The 18,855-nt window shown below is 64.5% G+C and carries 18 protein-coding genes; 3 read left to right on the top strand and 15 right to left on the bottom strand.

Annotated elements, in window-relative coordinates:
* Positions 1-10: 10 nt before the first annotated feature.
* From I6F38_RS05805 to I6F38_RS05770, 8 genes are all read right to left on the bottom strand, one after another.
* The gene (locus I6F38_RS05805) at positions 11-2,953 is read right to left on the bottom strand and encodes a formate dehydrogenase subunit alpha (RefSeq protein WP_225159410.1); all 2,943 of its coding nucleotides are present in this window, start codon (positions 2,951-2,953) and stop codon (positions 11-13) included.
* A 2-nt stretch (positions 2,954-2,955) separates the two neighbouring features.
* Positions 2,956-3,174, bottom strand: coding sequence for a twin-arginine translocation signal domain-containing protein (locus tag I6F38_RS05800; protein ID WP_028345027.1), 219 nt, complete (start codon positions 3,172-3,174; stop codon positions 2,956-2,958).
* Between the two features lie 29 nt (positions 3,175-3,203).
* Positions 3,204-3,983: a Cro/CI family transcriptional regulator gene (locus I6F38_RS05795; protein ID WP_225159409.1), complete on the bottom strand. Its 780-nt coding sequence runs from the start codon at positions 3,981-3,983 to the stop codon at positions 3,204-3,206.
* Positions 3,984-4,112: 129 nt separating this feature from the next.
* Positions 4,113-4,733: a DUF3306 domain-containing protein gene (locus tag I6F38_RS05790; RefSeq protein ID WP_225159408.1), complete on the bottom strand. Its 621-nt coding sequence runs from the start codon at positions 4,731-4,733 to the stop codon at positions 4,113-4,115.
* Entirely contained in the window at positions 4,730-5,245 is a 516-nt protein-coding gene (locus I6F38_RS05785) for a DUF3305 domain-containing protein (RefSeq protein ID WP_225159407.1), read from the bottom strand. The genes I6F38_RS05790 and I6F38_RS05785 overlap by 4 nt, the downstream gene beginning before the upstream one ends.
* On the bottom strand, positions 5,242-6,249 hold the full coding sequence (locus I6F38_RS05780) for a DUF6352 family protein (RefSeq protein ID WP_225159406.1): 1,008 nt from the start codon (positions 6,247-6,249) through the stop codon (positions 5,242-5,244). Before I6F38_RS05780 ends, I6F38_RS05785 begins: the two co-directional genes overlap by 4 nt.
* The gene (locus I6F38_RS05775; RefSeq protein WP_225159405.1) at positions 6,246-6,785 is read right to left on the bottom strand and encodes a DUF6505 family protein; all 540 of its coding nucleotides are present in this window, start codon (positions 6,783-6,785) and stop codon (positions 6,246-6,248) included. The genes I6F38_RS05780 and I6F38_RS05775 overlap by 4 nt, the downstream gene beginning before the upstream one ends.
* Entirely contained in the window at positions 6,782-7,537 is a 756-nt protein-coding gene (locus I6F38_RS05770) for a biotin/lipoate--protein ligase family protein (RefSeq protein ID WP_225159404.1), read from the bottom strand. Before I6F38_RS05770 ends, I6F38_RS05775 begins: the two co-directional genes overlap by 4 nt.
* Before the next feature lie 148 nt (positions 7,538-7,685).
* Between I6F38_RS05770 and I6F38_RS05765 the strand changes: the two genes are divergently transcribed.
* Together I6F38_RS05765 and I6F38_RS05760 are read left to right on the top strand one after the other, a co-directional pair.
* Entirely contained in the window at positions 7,686-9,656 is a 1,971-nt protein-coding gene (locus tag I6F38_RS05765) for a 4Fe-4S binding protein (RefSeq protein WP_225159403.1), read from the top strand.
* 4 nt (positions 9,657-9,660) lie between these two features.
* Positions 9,661-9,954 (top strand): hypothetical protein, encoded by a 294-nt coding sequence (locus I6F38_RS05760; RefSeq protein ID WP_225159402.1) that lies wholly within the window; start codon positions 9,661-9,663, stop codon positions 9,952-9,954.
* 52 nt (positions 9,955-10,006) lie between these two features.
* Here the strand turns inward: I6F38_RS05760 and I6F38_RS05755 are convergent, their stop codons facing one another.
* A complete protein-coding gene (locus I6F38_RS05755) occupies positions 10,007-11,299 on the bottom strand; it encodes a c-type cytochrome (RefSeq protein ID WP_225159401.1) in 1,293 nt (430 codons plus the stop codon).
* Between the two features lie 279 nt (positions 11,300-11,578).
* Between I6F38_RS05755 and I6F38_RS05750 the strand changes: the two genes are divergently transcribed.
* Positions 11,579-11,818, top strand: coding sequence for a hypothetical protein (locus I6F38_RS05750; RefSeq protein ID WP_057017128.1), 240 nt, complete (start codon positions 11,579-11,581; stop codon positions 11,816-11,818).
* Between the two features lie 128 nt (positions 11,819-11,946).
* Here I6F38_RS05750 and I6F38_RS05745 read toward each other — a convergent pair whose 3' ends face one another.
* The 6 genes from I6F38_RS05745 to I6F38_RS05720 form a co-directional block, all read right to left on the bottom strand.
* Entirely contained in the window at positions 11,947-12,141 is a 195-nt protein-coding gene (locus I6F38_RS05745; protein WP_057017127.1) for a hypothetical protein, read from the bottom strand.
* 137 nt (positions 12,142-12,278) lie between these two features.
* Positions 12,279-13,583, bottom strand: coding sequence for an acyl-CoA dehydrogenase family protein (locus tag I6F38_RS05740; protein WP_225159400.1), 1,305 nt, complete (start codon positions 13,581-13,583; stop codon positions 12,279-12,281).
* Positions 13,584-13,594: 11 nt separating this feature from the next.
* The gene (locus I6F38_RS05735; RefSeq protein WP_225159399.1) at positions 13,595-15,274 is read right to left on the bottom strand and encodes an AMP-binding protein; all 1,680 of its coding nucleotides are present in this window, start codon (positions 15,272-15,274) and stop codon (positions 13,595-13,597) included.
* A 117-nt stretch (positions 15,275-15,391) separates the two neighbouring features.
* Positions 15,392-16,051, bottom strand: coding sequence for a GntR family transcriptional regulator (locus tag I6F38_RS05730; RefSeq protein WP_233285872.1), 660 nt, complete (start codon positions 16,049-16,051; stop codon positions 15,392-15,394).
* Between the two features lie 145 nt (positions 16,052-16,196).
* Entirely contained in the window at positions 16,197-17,738 is a 1,542-nt protein-coding gene (locus tag I6F38_RS05725; RefSeq protein WP_225159459.1) for a sugar ABC transporter ATP-binding protein, read from the bottom strand.
* Positions 17,735-18,853, bottom strand: coding sequence for an SMP-30/gluconolactonase/LRE family protein (locus I6F38_RS05720; RefSeq protein ID WP_225159398.1), 1,119 nt, complete (start codon positions 18,851-18,853; stop codon positions 17,735-17,737). The genes I6F38_RS05725 and I6F38_RS05720 overlap by 4 nt, the downstream gene beginning before the upstream one ends.
* Between the last annotated feature and the right edge of the window lie 2 nt (positions 18,854-18,855).

Raw genomic sequence — 18,855 nt, 5'->3', positions numbered from 1 at the left:
TCGTTGCTCCTTATGCCGCCGCGATCTGGCAGAGAGTGACCTTGGGCTCCTGCATGCCCGTAGCGGGATCGTATCCGTAGGTGGTGATCGTGTTCGCGCTTTCGCCGAGCACGATCGGATCGGTGCCCTTCGGGTAGTTGCCGCGAAGATCCTTGCCCGCAAGCCAGCCGCCGAAATGGAAGGGCATCCAGGCAACGCCCTTGCCGACCCGGTCGGTAACGAGCGCCTTCATCCTCGCCCTGGAATTGTTCTCGGCGCCGGTGACCCAGACCCAGCCGCCGTCCTTGACGCCGCGGTCGGCGGCATCAGCAGGATTGATCTCGATGAACATGTCCTGCTGCAACTCGGCGAGCCACGGGTTCGTGCGCGTCTCCTCGCCGCCGCCCTCATATTCGACCAGACGGCCGGACGACAGGATGAGCGGAAACTGCTTTGCAATGCCCTTCTCCACCGCGGCCTTCTGCACCGAGAATCCGATATTGGGCATCCGGAACTGCTTGGCGTCGGGCAGCGTCGGGTATTTGGCGACGAGATCGACGCGTGGCGTATAGATCGGCTCGCGGTGAACCGGGATCGGATCCGGCAAGCCGAAGGCATTCATGCGCGCCTTGCCGTTGCCGTAGGGTACGCAGCCGTGCGCCAGCGCGACGCGCTGAATGCCGCCCGACAGATCGAGCGACCACGACACCGTGTCCGGATTGGCCGGATTGATCTTGTTGATCACGGCCATTTCCGCCTCGGTGAGCTCGGTGTCCCAGCCGAGCTTCTTCAGGCTCGCCAGCGTGAATTCCGGATAGCCATCCTGGATTCCCGACCCCAACGAATACGAGCCGTCCGCGAGCAGGCTTACCTTCCGCGTCGTGCCGTCCGGCAGCTTCTCCTCGCGCTCGACGCCGAACCGCGGCCGGAACGTGCCGCCGCCGTCCATCACGTGCAGATTGGTGTTGTAGAGCAGCGGCGTGCCGGGGTGCTTGACCTCGGGCGATCCCCAGCACGGCCAAGGCAGGCCGTAATAGTCGCCGCCAACCGCGGGATCGTCCTTCGGCGCCCGCATCGTCAGCATGTCGAACTTCGCCTGGTTCTTCATGTGCGCCTTGAGGCGCTCGGGCGATTGTCCGCAATAGCCGGTCGACCAGCTGCCGCGGTTCATCTCGCGCAGCACGTCCTCGGCCTCGGGCAGGTTGTTCTCGACCTTGATCTTCTTGAACATCTGATCGGCGAAGCCGAGCTTCTTTGCCATCAGATAGATGATTTCGAGATCGTCCTTCGACTCGAAGATCGGCTTCACGATCTGCTCGCCCCATTGCAGCGAGCGGTTGGAAGCGACGCGCGATCCCTTGCACTCGAACTGGGTGGCGACCGGGAGAATGTAGACGCCTTCAGTGCGTCCCGCCTCGACCGCGAGCGAGGCCCAGGTCGTCGGATGCGGATCGGCGATGACGAGCAGCTCGAGCGCCTTCAGGCCGTTGAGGGATTCAGGGATACGGGTGATGCTGTTGGAGGCGTGCCCCTGCACGAACACCGCCTTCACGTTGTCCTTCTGGGCGACCTGCTCCTTCGGCAACGTCACCGCTTCGAACCAGCGGGTCAGCGGAATGCCGGGGGTTTCCATGATCTGCTTGGAATCGAACCGCGACTTCAGGAAGTCATAGTCGACCTCCCAGACCCGCGACCAGTGCTTCCAGGCGCCTTCGGCGAGACCGTAGTAGAACGGCAGCGTGACGATATCGAGCCCGACATCGGTCGCGCCTTGCACGTTGTCGTGGCCTCGGAAGATGTTGGCGCCGGCGCCGGCCTTGCCGACATTGCCGGTCATCAGCAGCGCGATGCAGCTCGCCCGCACATTGGCGGTGCCGACGGTCTTCTGCGTCTGGCCCATGGCCCAGATCAGCGTTGCCGGCTTCTCGGTGGCGAACATCTTGGCGACGCGCTGGAGCTGTTCGCCGGGAATGCCGGTGACGCGCTCGACTTCCTCCGGAGGCCATTTCTCGACCTCCTTCTTGAGGTCGTCGAAACCGTAGACGCGCTGCCGGATGAACTCCTTGTCCTCCCAGCCGTTCTGCAGGATGTGCCACATCATGCCGTAGAGCACCGGAATATCGGTGCCCGGCCGCATCCGCACATATTCGGTCGCATGCGCGGCCGTGCGCGTCAGGCGCGGGTCGATGACGATGAAGTTGGCCTTTTGCAGCTCCTTGCCCTCGAGCAGATGCTGCAGCGAGACCGGATGCGCCTCGGCCGGATTGCCGCCCAGGATGACCTGCGTCTTCGCATTGCGGATGTCGTTGTAGCTGTTGGTCATCGCGCCGTAGCCCCAGGTGTTGGCGACGCCGGTGACGGTGGTTGAATGGCAGATGCGGGCCTGGTGATCGGTATTGTTGGTGCCCCAGAACGCACCGAGCTTGCGGAACAGGTAGGCGCCTTCGTTGGTCATCTTGGCCGAGCCGAGCCAATAGACGGAATCGGGACCCGACTTCTCACGGACCGCCTGAATCTTGTCGCCGATCTCATTGATCGCGGTGTCCCAGGAGACGCGGGTCCACTGCCCGCCCACCAGCTTCATCGGATAGCGCAGCCGCCGCTCGCTGTGCACGAGCTCACGCACGGAAGCGCCCTTGGCGCAATGCGAGCCGCGATTGATCGGCGAATCCCAGCTCGGCTCCTGGCCGATCCATACCCCGTTCAAGACCTCGGCCGTCACCGTGCACCCAACCGAGCAATGCGTGCAGATGCTCTTGCGCACGGTCGCTCCCGCCGTGAGCGGACCGGCCGCCGCGGCTTCCGCCTTGCGCACGCTGCCGAGCGGCAAGGTGCCGAATGCGGCAAGCGCGCCGCCGGCAAGACCGGATTTGCGCAGGAAGCTGCGGCGGTCGAGGCCACCGGCCTGATCTGCAGGGGAGCTGGCGGCGGAGCCTTGGCGCAGGGAACGCTGGTTTGTTCGCTTGATCAGCACGGTCAACCTCCCTTGGCCGGATAACGATTGACGCGGTAGAACGCCTTGACGTGATCGGTTTCCTTGTAGCGCGCCTTGCGCTTCTCATCGTTGGTTTCGCTGTCAGCCTGCGCAGCCCCGACCAGCGGCGTCGCGAGGGTCGCGCCGGCGCCCACCGTGCCGACGCCGACCTTGCGCAGGAAATCGCGGCGCCCGACTGTGGTAGTCCTGTCTTCACTCATCGCATCTCTCCTGGACCTGCGGATGCAGGTCAGTTCGCGAACGTGAATGCTTCTGTCTCGATCTCGATAAAGGCGCGACCAAGCGCACCGACCGTACGATAGAAGACGGCGCTCTCCGCGCGCTCGATGTCGGCGAACAGCCGCCCCATCCAGGGCGCGACGTGTTTGCCGAAGAAGGCACGCTGCGTGTCGAACGGCGCCGGGAAACGCCCTCCCGCGAAGCCTGCCATGATCTCGCACAGGATAGCCGCGTGATCTTCCGGCTCGGAATTGTTCGCGATGCGCTCGATCCCGGAGGCAGCGAGGTCGGCGCGCAGACGCGACAGCGGCCGCTCGTTGAGAAAGCCGGTCAGATAGTAGGAGGCGTAGGGCAAGAGTTCGCCGCGGCCGAGACCTGTGAACAGATCGAAATATTCGCGTTCGACCTTCGCCGCGACCGCATTGGCGGCGGATTCGGCCAGCGCGGCATGCGCGCGCCCAAGCGGCGTCGCATCGGCGGTCAGTGCAGCCAGTTGATCGAGCAGTTTCTTCGATGGTGCGGCGGACAACAGTGTCGCGAGCAGCAGATATTCCTGCGCACGCGCGACATCGACAGAATCGATCGGCGCTTCGGCGTGAAGCGGCTCGCTGTACAGATCAGGCCGCAAATTATCGCGCGAGATGCCGGTGGCGGCTTCAACAGCGATTACCCGTTGCGCGGGCACCTTGTTCCAGTTCGAAACAGAGGGCTGGCTGATGCCGATTTTGCGCGCAAGCTCCGCAACGCCGCCGGCGGCGTCAATGGCTCGCTCAAGGCCAGCATCGCGCACGTGGACCTCCATCCAAGTCCCGGGTGCTGATTTTGCTTTTCTTACAAAGCGCTAGCGAAGCCTAGTCCCGGCCCAACGGGGGGTCAATCAGCTCGCATAGTCTGAGGCTATGGCCTTTCGTCGCGGTCCCTAGCGGGGCAACGCACTGCCGTGCGTGCGGCGCTCAACCGGCACCTGTTCGCCGTCGGAGGTTTCGGCGAGCGTTCGTTGCGTTGCAGCAGGATCAGGTGCGGATCCCGTGGTCGCAGCTTCTTCGGCGGCGATGCCCGGCAGTTCGACCTCGCGCAATTCCTGCGAAGAATCCGCGACTTCAACCGAACGCTCAGGCGGCGCCTCGGCCGGCTTGCCGAGGCCGCCGACGATCCTGTCGATGAGCGCGGTGAGCTCAGCCTCGGAGCAATCCAGCGGGCCAAAGCCCGCCATCGCGGTCGGGTCGTTGAAGTCCCAGGCGTTCTCGGCAAGCCCGACAAAGTCGCGGATGACGGGATCGGCGCTCCAGGCGCGACGAAGCGCCGCACGCGTCAGCTCCTGCGGAATTCCCTTGCGCAGGAATGCCGTGATGTCGGTCGCCGACGTAATCGAGTCGATCGAAGGCAGGCTCGAAAGGTCGAATTCCTTGTCGTCGTCGTTCACGGCAGGCGGCAGCATCGACTGCATGTCGTCGCGCATGGCCGGGTCCGGTTGCGTGGCGTTCGCCTTTGCCTCCTGCTTGCGACGGGACCAGCGCGCCAGGAACTTGTCCTCACTCATTCGTGTCCGCCTTCATGCTGCCGGCGCGCGAGCGCCTCCGGATCGGCCTGCCGTCGCTTGCGCTTGAAGAACTCACGTTCGACGTGGTGCTCGGCCACGAAGCTTTCAATCTGCTCACGCAGCATCTCCGGCATGTGGACAGCCTCGACCAGATTCGCACCGGCCTCCGTGAACGCCTCGCCCTCCGAAGGATCGGCGGTCGCGGCAGCCACCGAGTAGGGCCAGGCGCCTTCGGCCGGCGACAAGACGGTCCAGATGGCCGGACTGCCCGAGGCGAGATTGTCGCGATAGCGCGCCGTCTCGGAACCATAGAGATCGACCATGGCGCTGCCGGCATAAAACAGCGTCGTCCCATTCTCGTCGCGAAGCACCGTCCAGGGTTTGGTGTCCGGCTCGTCGGGCAGCACGGCGACCGCGCGCCAGACGAAGTCGGTCCAGGGCGAGTCCGCCTGACGCCGCTCCACCACGACACCGACGGGAACGCGCACAAGCGGCAGCGCAGCCGGGCTCATGTCGCCATCTCCAGATGTTTGACCGGCAACCCCGTCAGCAAATTCTGCGGCTTCATCCGGAGCTTCTGATCGGCGTTCATCGACAGAATGAGATAGACCGGCTCGCCCCGCATCTCGTCTGCGGCCGCGTTCGTGTCCGCAAACGTCAGGCGGAACAATGAGAGCACGCGTCCGGCACTGCGGTCGTCGAGCTGCTCGCCATGCCAGAGACGGTCGCCGAGCCTGGTCGCATCGGCGTCGAGCCCGACATACCAGGTGAGACGTGCATCACGCAGCTCGCGCAGCGGCTCAATGCTGACGTCGATCCCGAGCAGATGGGAGATCCAGCGCGCCATCGCCTGCGCCAGCGCCGCCGGCCCGCGGCCGCCTGCGGTGAGGTCGAATGCCATGTCGAATTGATCGCTCCGGCGCCAGTAATCGCCGGCATTGTCCTCGCGCAAGACATCGAGCTCGGCATCGGTCACCGCCCCCAGCATCGACATCAGCGAGAGCACCGGGGTCGGAGTCTGTCCCCCGACGACCTCTTCATCGCCGAGCAGCAGGGCCTGCTCCTGCGGCAGGATGCGCTGCGGGCGGAAGAACAGTTCGGCTGCGCGCAGCACGAACGGATCATCGCAGCCATCGAGCGCATTGCGCAGGATCACGTGCACGAGCTGATTGACGAACAGCGGCGGCAAGTCGTTGGTCCCGGACCGGACGGTTGCAAGATAGGCCTGCTCCAGCGTCGGATGCCGCACGAGGAGATCGCGGAAGGCAAGCACGAGCCGCCAGTTCTCCCGGGCATCCGCATCGACAATCGCTTCGATCTCTTCGGCGCCGACCGGCCTGCGGGGAGCCGCGAGCAGCGCGCGGTGCAGCCGCCGCTCGACCGGGCATGCTTCGTCCGGCGGAACCAGCTCCGGACGAGCAAAATAGGCCTTCAGGAACTCGTCGGTGACGCAAAGCCCCCCGCTCTCGTCGCGATCGAGCAGATGGTGGCCGCACGCGATCCAGAAATCATTCATCGGTGCCGCGACTCCCCGCTCATATCGGCAAGCTTGAGATCACCGTCAGGCTCGACATCGTCTTCGACTTCCATGAACGAGAACGCCTTGCCGTGTCCCTGACCCTGGCGCAGTTGCAGCCTGCGGAACGACTCCCGGACTTCGCCATCGCTCACCGAACGGTGAACGGCAATGAGCGAGCTGACCGGATGGTTGCAGAGCGACTGCGCGAAGGCGACCTCCTCTTCCGCGGCGGTCCGTGCGGTCTCTAGATCCGGCGCGCCGAAGCGATCGATCAATTGCCTCGCGAGGCGGTCGATCAGCGCGCTGCAATCGTTCTCGGTCGCAGGCACAATCTGCGCCAGCGTCGACCAGCCCCAGGACTGCACCCCAAGGAAGCCACTTCGGAACGCGACGCGGGCCTTGCCGGTCAGCTTCATCGGATCCTGATCGCAGAAGCGGAAGGCACCGGAGACGGCCCATTCGCCCGGCTCGGCCGCCACATCGAATACGAAGGTGTCGGAGGGATCGAGCGCGATGCTGCGCAGCAGTTTCACAGTCGCGGCCCTCCGAGCTTCGGATCGAACCAGGACGGCGTTCCGAGCGCCTTGACGAGTACGCTGCGTTCGATCCTGTCGGCGCCGACCCGGCGCGTGAGGAGATCGCCGCCGTCATCGATCCGCAGCACGGTTCGCCGCTCGCGGGGAACCCGGCTGAGATAATCGCGCGCGAGGCTGCCAAAGCCATCGGTCTGCCAGCTATCGATCGCCCGCATCAGGTGCCGTGCAAAACTCTCGGTCACCTGCACGGCTCCTGCTTCGCCAAACCCCTCCTCATCCAGCGCGGACGCGAGCGGATGGACGCCCGGTCCCTGATCGGCCATTGCGACCGTCCGGATCATGGCGCCGAACACCAGCCAGGCGGGCGGCTCGTCCTCGCGCGCAGACGTCGGCCATCCCATCCGTCCGCCGCCCACCAGCCCACCGTCGATCGCGACGGTGTCGGGCCAGCCGATCGCGACCGTCTTGTGCGGCGGCGCATAGGCGCGCAGGGCGTCGGTGAGCGCGACCATGCCGGCATAGAAGGCGCGCCGTGCGGTGGCCAAGGGCTCGCCCGGCTCGAGCACCACGGCGAATTCGGCAAGATCGAACCGCCCGACATACACCAGCGTGCCGGCACCGCTTTTGGGTGCAATGCGGCAAGCGTGAGCAAAGGCGTCTCCGCTCTCACGCAACCGGACGAGCGTGAATGGCGGCGGCAGATGGATCGCTTCCGCCACGGAGACCCGGCTGGTTCGGGTCGACCGCAAGGTCCTCCACTTTCCTTTTCCTTCCGATAGTGAATATCTATACGAGGTGAAGGAATGGCGCGAGTCCGCAAGACGGCGCCGCACCCGCGGAGGGATCGACCTGGAGCAGCCAGCGAAGACCGTCCTGATCTGCTCGTGTGAAGACACGATGCGCCTTGACGTGGCCGCGATCCAGCGTGGATGTCCCAACTGCGAGATCAGGAGCCATCGTCATCTCTGCGGCGCCGAGCTCGAAGATTTCCGCAACGCCGCGAAAGCCGACGGCCCGCTGACCATCGCCTGCACGCAGCAGGCCGGCCAGTTCACCAATGAGATGGGCGAACGCGCCGGCCCGATCAGCTTCGTCAACATCCGCGAGACGGCGGGCTGGTCGCGCGACGGCGCGAAGGCGGGCCCGAAGATGGCGGCGCTGCTTGCAGCGGCGGCGGTTCCCGCGCCGGACTATCCGCTGGTCACATTGTCGAGCGATGGCATCATCCTGATCTATGGGCGCGACGAGACTGCGATCGAGGCTGGCCGGCTGCTGGCGGACCATCTCGACGTCACGGTCATGCTCAGGAAGCCGGCGGACGTCGTCCCGCCTGCCGCGGCCGTGTTCCCGATCGTGCAGGGCACGATCCGCAATGCGCGGGGGCACTTTGGCGGCTTCGAGCTCACGATCGACGACTACGCGCAGCCACGCCCGTCCTCACGCGCCCGCTTCGAGTTCGAGGCCCCGCGCAACGGCGCGATCTCGCGCTGCGATCTCGTGCTCGACCTCTCCGGCGAGCCGCCTCTGTTTCCCGCACACGATCTGCGGGACGGCTATCTCCGCGCGGATCCGAGAGATCCCGCGGCCATGCTGCGTGCGGTGCTCGCCGCCCGCGATCTCGTCGGAAGCTTCGACAAGCCGAGATATGTCGACTTCACACCCAGCCTCTGCGCGCATTCCCGCTCGAAGCTGATCGGATGCCATCGCTGCCTCGATTTGTGCCCGACCGGCGCGATCACGCCGGACGGCGACCATGTCGCAGTCAACGCGGAGGTGTGCGCAGGCTGCGGGCAATGTGCGGCCGCCTGCCCCACCGGAGCGGCATCCTACGCGCTGCCACCCGCCGATACCCAGTTGCAGATCCTCCGCGCCATGTTGCGCGCTTATCGCGAGGCCGGCGGAACGCATCCGGTCCTGCTGCTGCATGACAGCCAGCACGGCACGCCGCTGATCGATGCGCTCGCCCGCCATGGCGACGGATTGCCGGCCAATGTGCTTCCGCTCGCCGTCAACGAGCTGACGCAGATCGGCCTGGAAGCCATCATCGGCGCCTTCGCCTATGGCGCGGCTGCCGTGCGGCTCCTGCTGCGCGCCAAGCCACGACACGACGTGACCGGATCGTTGCTAACGATCCGGATGGCCGAGACCATTCTCGCCGGACTCGGATTTGACGGCCGCCGCGTGAGTACGATCGAAACCGACGATCCCGACACTCTGGCCGAGCAACTGGCGGGGATTGGCCCCCTCGCCGGCCTCGAAAATCCCGCGACTTTCCTGACGGTCGGCAAACGCGGCGATCTGCTTCGCTTCGGCTTGAGCGAACTGCATCGCCTCGCCCCCAAGCCGGTTGACGTGATCGCCTTGCCCGAGGGTGCACCGATCGGTGCGATCACCGTCGACGTCGGCGGTTGCACGCTGTGCCTGTCCTGTGTTTCGGCCTGCCCAACCGGCGCGCTCCGCGCCGATCCCGACCGCCCTGTCCTCAAATTCGTGGAGGACGCCTGCGTGCAGTGCGGTTTGTGTCAGAGCACCTGTCCTGAAAAAGTCATCAGGCTCACCCCGCAGATCGATTTCCGGGCAAGACGCGCGCCGGCGCGGGTGATCAAGGAAGAAGAACCTGCCCTGTGTATTCGCTGTGGCACGCCGTTCGGCGTCAAGAGCACGATCGATCGGATCGCGACCAAACTCGAGGGACGGCATTGGATGTACCCTGCCGGGGACCGTCGGACCGAGGCCTTGCGGATGTGCGCCGATTGCCGGGTCATTGTCATGAGCGAACAGCAGTTCGATCCGATCCAGGACGTGCCGGAACGCGCGCCGCCACGAACGACGGATGACTACCTGCGTCAACGCGAGAACAAGGACTAGCCGCATGCCTCGATTCATGAAGGTTCTGTCGACGTGCCTTGTCACCACTGCCCTTGGCGGCACAGCCGTCGAGGCCGCCGCCCTTACCAAAGCCGAAAAGGTTGCACTCAAGCAGGCGGTGGTCGCCTGCAAGGCCGAGGCGAAGGGCAAGAAGATCAAGTGGCTGTCACGCCGCAAATACGTCAACCAGTGCGTCGTGGCGGCGCTCAAGGAGCATCCCAGCATTAATATCGCCCGCATGCTCAAGGAGAACCCGGAGCTGACGAAAATTCCAGTGGAGCAATGGCCGGGGTATTAAAGCCTCATATCTTCGCTTGAGGACGCCGCGAGGCGGCTAGCGCCAACGCGGGCTATTTCGACGTCGCACGCGCCAGGAAGTCCGTGAGCGCGCGGCGATCTTCGGCCGAGCCGATCTGCTGCTCCGGCATCTTCGTGCCGGGCGTATAGGCGTTCGGCCCGATCTCGAACAATTTTGAGACGGTCTCCGGCGTCCAGACGATGTCCATCGTCTTGAGTGCGTCGGAGAAGCGATAGCCCGGCAGCGAGGCGATCTTCCGACCGAACAGTCCGGCAAGGGTCGGACCGGCACGCTGCACCTCCGTCTCCGACAATGTGTGGCAGGCGACGCAGGCCCTGAAGACTTCGGCGCCGTGATCGCCGCCATAAGCGGCGAGCGGGTCCCCCGGCGTGCCCACTACGTTCGATCCGGCCGCCGCGCCGGTCAGTGCATTCCAGCGCCTGATCTTGCCGTCTGCGCCGCCGGTCAGGAGCGTCACGCCATCGGGCAGGAATGCAACCGACCAAACCGGCCCGCCCAGCCCGGCGAGCGTGCGCAGCACGCTGCGCGCCTTGCGATCGACGATCGCCACCGTGCCGTCAATTGCCGCCGCGGCGATCAAGGCGCCGTCATGCGAGACTGCCAAGGCGACGATCGGCGTAGCGCCGGCCGTGACCTCGCCGCTTGCCTTGCCGTCGGCCGTCATCATGCGCAGCTTGCCGTCCGCTGCGCCGGTGACGATTTCGCCGTCAGGCGAGATGGCTACCGCATTCAGCGGCGACGGCACCGTGACGATCTCGGCGCTGCCGTCCGGCAGGCGCCAGATCCGCACCGTCAGATCGTAGCCCACGCTCACCAGCGATTGTCCGTCGGGGGCAAAGGCCACGCCATTCACGTTTTGCGAGTGACCTTGCAGCACGCGCGAGCCCCCGTCGGACAACGACGAGAGCCGCACGGTGTGGTCCCACGAGGCGGATGCGAGCTTCGATGCATCCGGCGAGACGGCGAGCCCGACAATGGGTCCCGCATGGTCTGCGAAGACCCGGTCCGGCTGCGACTGGCCCGACGTCCAGATCGCAATCCGGCCATCCGCACCGGCCGTTGCCATTCTTCCATCGCCGAGGAACGCGACCGCATTCACCGCACCCGAATGGAAGCGAAGGACCTGCTCCGCAGACTCGGTTGCCAGCGACCATCGGATCGCCGCAGTGTCGAAGCTGCCCGACAGAACCGTCCTGCCGTCGCCTGAAACGGCGATCGCGCGGACAGGTCCGCCGTGTCCGGCCAATTGCGCTTGCGCGGGTTGCAGCGCAAGAAGCAGCGATGCTGTTACAAGGAACGTGGCGAGACGCAAAATCAAATCCATGGCCGTCGGAGACACTCGCAGCGCAGCCCCCAGGCCATTCTGCCCGTTTTTGCTGCCCGGCCAAAGTGCTCCCCTGGCGTCCATCGGCCCCGCCGGCGATCATTCTGGAAATCTGGCGTGTCCATGGGCGACGGGCTTGGCCCTTGGCAACAACGTGCCCATTTCACCAGTAATCAACAAGGGAGCTCGTATTCGGTTCGGGGTGCGACAAGCGGCGCCTTGAAGAGCGGCCCACGCGGTCGCAGTCTTGGTAAAGGCGCCTCACAATCGAGGTCGAACATGCAAATACATCCGAAAGCATATCTGCAGTTCATCTCGCGCATTTGGCATTCTCGCGTGTTGCCGCCGCGGGATCGCAATCCCACCAGCCGGGACGCGTCGCCACTGCTGATCTACATCGCTGCGGTGTTGGCGCTGCTACTGGCAATTCTGATAGTCGATCGCCACGGTGCGCCGTTTCAATTCCCGGAACATGTCGGCGATCCCGCTGAGATCAACCCGATCTTCATGAGTTTTTGAAACACAGCGCGCGACGGGGGCTGCGCAAGCGAACAAGCCGTCCGACGCGTCACGCTGTTCAACGCCAGACGATTTCCAGCCCGCTCATCCCGAACCGAATGCGTTCGGATGCGACGGCACTATTCTCTCTATTGCTGAGTTCCCCTCGGAAACACCAGCGATCGATCGTCGAAATCTTCGACCGGCAGTTTGTCTTGTTCCTGCACAGCAGGCATCCCTGCCACCGATGTGTGGCTCACGGACGATGGATGCGATCTCGGGACATTCGTTGCAGCCAGAAAAAGCGCGAGGGCGGTCAGGCCGGCGATCATCAGGAGCTTCATGCGAACCTCCGTTGGTTCTGAGAGCTTCCTGACTAGTGCAGGACTCGACGTCCCCCTGTGAGATCGCTCACAACTCTCCTTTTGTTGATCATCGCTGGAGCGGATGCCGTCCGGCTCCAGCCCCTTTCCCAACCCGCCTATGGCAACTCCTTCGGGCGCGGCCACAAGCCGCCTTCGGACCAGGATTCGGATTCATCGGGCGACAACGGATCCGCGCCACCGCCGGTCCTTGCGGGATCCACATTGAGCCATCGGCGCAATTCGAGCTTGCCGATCTGGTTGCGGTGGACCTCGTCGGGGCCATCGGCCAGTCGCAACAAGCGAGTCGTCGCGAGCGCTGCCGAAAGGAAATGGTCGTTGTTGGTGCCGCCTCCCCCGAACGCCTGGATCGCCCAGTCAACAATGGTCTGCGCCATGTTCGGCGCAACGACCTTGATCATCGCGATTTCCTGCCGCGCTGCCTTGTTGCCGACCGTGTCCATCATGTAGGCCGCTCTGAGCGTCAGCAGCCGCGCCTGGTCGATCTTCATGCGCGCTTCGGCCACCCGCTCGAGCGTCACGGTTTGCTCGGCGAGAGGCTTGCCGAAGGCGACACGTTTCAGCGCGCGCCGGCACATGCGCTCGAGCACGCGCTCGGAGAGGCCGATCAGCCGCATGCAATGATGAATGCGTCCGGGTCCCAGCCGCCCCTGCGCGATCTCGAACCCACGCCCCTCGCCGAGCAGCATGTTGGCGGCCGGCACGCGTACATTGGTGAATATCACCTCGGATGCACGATCGGGCACGCCGTAGAAGCCGAGCACGGGCAGCGAACGGACGACATGCACGCCGGGCGTCTCCTTCGGCACGAGGATCATCGACTGACGCTTGTGACGATCCGGATTCTGCGGATCGGTCTGCCCCATGAAGATGATGATCTTGCATCGCGGATCGGTGGCGCCGGTGGTGTACCATTTGCGACCGTTGATCACGTAATCGTCGCCATCACGGACGATCAAGCTGGCCACATTGGTCGCATCGGAGGAGGCGACGTCGGGCTCCGTCATCGCAAAGGAAGAACGGATCTCGCCGGCCAGCAAGGGCTTCAGCCAGCGTTCCTTCTGCGCCTCCGTACCGTAGCGCAGGATGGTCTCCATGTTGCCCGTGTCAGGGGCGCTGCAATTGAAGACCTCGGGAGCAAGATGCGAACGTCCCATGATCTCGCACAGCGGGGCATATTCGAGATTGGTCAGCCCGTCCTCGTGAGCGGGCAGAAACAGGTTCCACAGGCCGGCCTGTTGTGCGAGCGGCTTCAGTTCCTCGACGACCGGATGCACAGCCCAGGGCCCGAGCCGCTCGGCCTCCTGATAGTATCGGCGCTCATTCGGGTAGATGTGCTCCATCATGAAGCGCTGGAGACGCGCGGCCAGTTGCTGGCTGCGTTCGCTTTGGGTGATATCCACGTAAATTCTCCTTACCGGCCGCGCAGGCCGTCCCTGAGCGTGTTTCGGGTGATTTTTCCGGATTCCGTCTTCGGCAGATCGTCCAGCACGCGAATGTCGACCGGGCACTTGTAGGCCGCCAGCCGCTCACGGCAGAAGCGCGAGAGCGCGGCGATGTCGATCACGGTGCCGGGTTGAGCGGAGACGAAGGCGACCACCGTCTCGCCGCGATAGGGATCGGCGGCGCCCACGACGGCTGCCTCGCGCACGCCCGGAAAGCTGTAGATCACGTCCTCGACTTCACGCGGCCAGACCTTGAAGCCGGAGGCGGAGATCATGTCCTTCTTGCGATCCACGAGGTAGAACCAGCCGCTCTCGTCAAAGAAGCCGACGTCGCCGCTATGCAGCCAGCCGTTGGTCAGCACCTCGTCGGTTTCCGCCGGCTTCCTCCAGTAGCCGGCCATCACACCTGAGCCACGCACAACCACCTCGCCATGCACGCCGGGTCCGAGCGGGCGGCGCTCGTCGTCGACGACGATCGCATCGGCGCCCGAAGTCGGCCTGCCGATCGACAGCGCGCCTGAGTCAGGATCGACCGGAATCCGACCTTCGTTGGGCGCAAGATGGCTTGCAGAGGTCAGTTCGGTCATTCCATAGGAACTGCGGATCGCCCGTCCAAACCGACTCGCAAAGGCATCGATGACCGAGGGCGCGATCGGCGCGCCGCCGGAATAGATATGAACGAAGCTCTCGAAATGCCGGCTGGTCGCGTCAGCCTGGTTCATCAGCGCAATGTACGCGGTGATGGCACCGACGATGAATGTCGGCCGCCATTCAAGGAAGGCATCGAGCGCGACCTGGGGCTGGAAGCGATAGGTCAGCACCATCGCCGCACGCGCAGCAAACGCCGCGACCATCTGGATTTCAAAGCCGGTGATGTGGAACAGCGGCGCGACCCCAAAGATGCGCGACATGCCGTTCAATTCGAAATGATCGCAACAGATCAACGCGGTCGCCACCAGATTGCGATGCGTGAGCATGGCGCCCTTTGGAACGCCCGTGGTTCCGGAGGTATACAAGAGAAGCGCGATGTCGTCGGACGTCAGAACCGGTGCCGGTGGTGCGGGTGCATTTTCGGCGAAAACCGTCGCCAGCGCCTGGGCCGGCGGAGCTGCGCCTCGCACCGGCAGCACCCGGACGTCGTTCCGCGTCTGGAATTCGCCAGCGCCGGTCCAGAACACCAGCTCGGAATCGACCGAACCGGCGGCCGGGAAAACGTTCTCCCATTGATCGTCGTGGCAGATCACCGCCTTCGGCTCGCAATCCCCGAACAGCTTGCGAAGCTCCGGCGTGCGGTACATCGGATTGAGGCTGACGACGATGGCCCCGACCTTCCAGGCCGCTACGCTGACGATGACGAACTGCGGCACATTCTGAAGAATGACGGCGACCCGATCGCCGCGCCCGACCCCTTTCTGCGCGAAGCGGGCAGCGAGCCGGTCGCTGAGCCGATCGATATCGGCATAGGTCTGCGTCGCATCGAAATAGAACACCGCCGGCGCCTCGCGCGGCGCGGCACGAAACAGATCGAGCGCCGTCCGCCTTCCGGGATCGGGCGGAGCGACCGACGATTCGCCGAGCCGCGCGCGCAGCCGGCCCGCGGCTTCCTCGTAAGCGCGCGTACGCGACACGGAATCCAGGCCGACCGTCATCGCCGCTTGCTATCACTGTCGTAACGATGGCAGCCCCATCCGGCCCGGCGGCCGCTATAGGCCGCCACCGCCGCCACCCGACGCAGCAGGAACCGTGGCAAAAGGCGTTCGCCGCCACTACTCATTGGCACTTTTTCCTCGATAGACCGAGCCGAGACGCGCATGCGGAAGCGCGGCACGGCTTGCAAGGGGCGGCTGGGCCGCCCCACTCTCTTTTGCTTGAATGACAACGCGCGTGCGCCGGATGTGGAGACGCACCAGCACCTGTGCAGCTTCGACATCGCGCGCCCGGATCGCGTCCATGATCAGGACATGCTGGGGATCGGAGAACGGAAACCCGTCCTTGGCATAGGTCTCGCTCACAAACTGTCGCCGGAAATGCTGCGTGCTGTTCCAGAAGCGTTCGACCATCGCGAGCAGTTGCGGCATCCGCGCCCGCGAATAGGTCCGTAGATGAAACTCCCGATCAAGCTGGATGTATTCCTCGAGCGTGGTGACCTGCTCAAGTTCGCGCACAATGCGGTCAAGCGTCTCGATATCCTCGTCGGTCAGATTTGGAACGCTTTCGCCGATGGCAAGCGGCTCGACCGCTTCACGGATCTTGTAGATCTCGATCGATTCTTCCGAATTGACGTCCGCAATCCAGGCGCCACGGTTCGGCGCCATCACGACGAGCCCCTCGTTCTCGAGCTGCTTCAGCGCCTCGCGCACGGGAATGCGGCTGGCTCCGAAATGGGCCGCAAGAAGCTCCTGCCGAATCCGCGTGCCTGGCCGCATCTCGCCGCTCAGCACCGCGCTGCGAATCTCGCTTGCGATCCTCTCGCTCATCAGGCGACGGGACTCCGGATCGTCCTCATTGCCGTCCCGCGTCATGTCCTTCCAATGGGGAGGCCGCTGATAAGGACTCATGAAAGGCCCTCCTTCAATGAATGGCCGCGTACATGATCTTGTCCTCGGTCGCATCAGCCCGAGCCATTTCCTCGACGATACGTCCGCCACGAGCGACAAGGATCCGATCCGAGATAGCCAGAATCTCCGGCAGATAGGAAGAGATAACGACAACCGCCTTGTTCTCGCGCGCCAGCCTGCGAATCGCCTCGTGAATTTGTGGGATGGCGCTCACATCGACGCCTCGCGTCGGTTCGTCGAAGATGACCACCGTGGGTTCCTGGGCCAGAGACTTTCCCACCACGACTTTCTGCTGGTTGCCGCCGGAATATTCGACAATCTTCAGCGTCCGCTTCAATGCAGAGATCGAGAGCGCCGAGATCCATTGATCGGCGATCCGTTTCATCTCGCGCGTAGAGTAAAGGAACCGCTTGACGCGCGGCGACGATAGATAGCCTAGATAAATGTTCTGATCGACCGTCATCGTTTCGAAGAAGCCGTCGACCTTGCGGTCCTCGGTGATATAGGCGATTCCGTCGCGCACCGCCTGCCGCGGCACCCGGTAGCGGATCGGCTTGTCCCGCAGATAGATCATCCCGCCGCGCAGGAAGTTGCGCTTGCGGGCGCCGCTGACGATCTGCGCGATCTCGGAGCGTCCTGCCCCGACCAGCCCGAAGATGCCGACGACTTCTCCATTGAACACCGAGAACGACATGTTCTTGACGATGCTGCCCATCGTCACGTTCTCGACCGAAAGCACCTTCTCACCGCGGGAGGCATGCGGCTTCGGCGCATCCGGATCAGCCCCGTGGGTCGCGTACTGCGCTGCGGTTTCCTCACGGCCAACCATCATCCGCACCAGGGCGTCACGCGTGACGTCCTTCGCCGGTACAGTGGCAACCAGCTTGCCATCGCGCAGCACGGTGATGCGATCGGCGATGTTCAATGCCTCTTCCAGCGCATGCGAGATGAAGATGATCCCGGCGCCCTTCTCTTTCAGGGTGTTGAGAAGATGGAACAGGTGCTGCGTCTCTTCGGGGGTCAGCGATGCGGTCGGCTCATCGAAGATGAAGACCTGGGCGTTGTGGCGAACCGCACGCACGATCTCGACCATCTGCCGCTTGGCGGTTCCGAGATTTTCCACCAGCACCAGCGGGTCGACGTTGAAGTTCATCGATTGCAGCGACTGGGTCGCCGCGATGTTGATCTTGCTGTAGACCGTGACCCACTTCTCCATGCCGAGCTCAAGGTTCTGCGCCACCGTCATCGAGGGGACCAGGCTGGATTCCTGGTAGACCATCGCGACCCCACCCTCGAGCGCTTCCTTTGGCGACGCGAACGAAACCTTGCGTCCCTGGATCAGGTAGTCGCCGGAGGTCAGCACGATCGCACCGGCAATCGCCTTGCAGAGCGTCGATTTCCCCGCGCCGTTCTCCCCCAGCAGCGCGTGGATTTCGCCGGGCCGCAGATCGAAATTGACGCCATCGATCGCGTGCAGGCCACCATAGACCTTGCTGCCGTTGACGATCTGAAGCAGCTGGGTCCCTGCCTGTTGTTCGGCCGCCATGGCGTTCATCCTTCTTGCATGCCGCGGCCAGGCGGCAGTTCGACGAGGCAATCGCGTCCCTTGGACACCGCCAGCACACGCGAGCCGATCGGGCGGACGGCGGTGATTCCATGAACCCGACCATCGACGCGGCTGTGCAGCGTCTCGGTCGCCGCGCCCCTGGTGTCGAGCCGGGCGACGAGACCATAGGAACGCGGCGGCGCCCACGGCTTCTGGATACCGAGCTTCTTGATGCGGCCGATCTGGGTCGGTTCGCGCGGATTGAGGCGGCCATCCAGCGCCGGCCCGATCCAAAGCTCCGGTGGCACCGTCCGCATCATCTCTTCGCAGAATGCCCGCTCGCGCAGGACGAATTCGGTCAATTGCGTGCGCAGTGCGAGGAAGGCCATCCAGACCTCACCGTTCGCGCCTCGGGCAAGACGCGCCGGATAGCCGGTATGATTCTTGACGATCACGCGCCTGTCGTCACCCGCGCGTGAAAAAGCGGTCAGGCGGTGGGCCCAGGACTCGGCGACCCACACCTCCTTGCCGTCACCGGACACGACCAAGCCGAGCGGCCATGCGAGCTTGTCCGCGCGCACGCTCGCATTGCCGAGCGAGGAATTGCAGGCGATGAGCCGGCCCGACGGGGCGCGGTTCTGCATCAGATCGGTCAGCCATTGCTCTGGCCGATTGTTTCGCGAGCCGTCGGTCAGGTAGATCGCCCCGTCCGGCGCGACCGTCACCGACAACGGACAGGCAATCTTCTCACCGCCGATGCTTTCGAGTTTGCCGATGGTCTCGCCAGTTGGCGAAAGCGCCACCAGCCCCACGCCGGAGACGCAGGCGAGCAGCCGGCCGTCCGGCGTGCAGGCAAGCCCGCCGACCGGGCCGTCGAGCGTCGCGAACGCCGTGCGCGTGTTGAAGTCGTCTCCCGTGCAACGCAGCACGTGGTTGCCGGTCGAGACGTAGAGCGCACCGTCCTGCCCGAGCGCAATGTCGTCCGGTCGCTCGATCTCGTCGCCGAGCTGTCGGGCCTGATCGAGCCGCTGGTTCGGCGAGAAGGCGCCGTCGAGCACCGGAATGCCGTGAATTTCCCGGTTCGGGGACAACACGCGATCGATGATATCGCCAAGCAGAGACATGG

The organism is Bradyrhizobium sp. BRP56 (assembly GCF_020194035.1).
Classification (GTDB): domain Bacteria; phylum Pseudomonadota; class Alphaproteobacteria; order Rhizobiales; family Xanthobacteraceae; genus Bradyrhizobium; species Bradyrhizobium australafricanum.
This window is presented reverse-complemented; position numbering and strand designations above follow the sequence as displayed.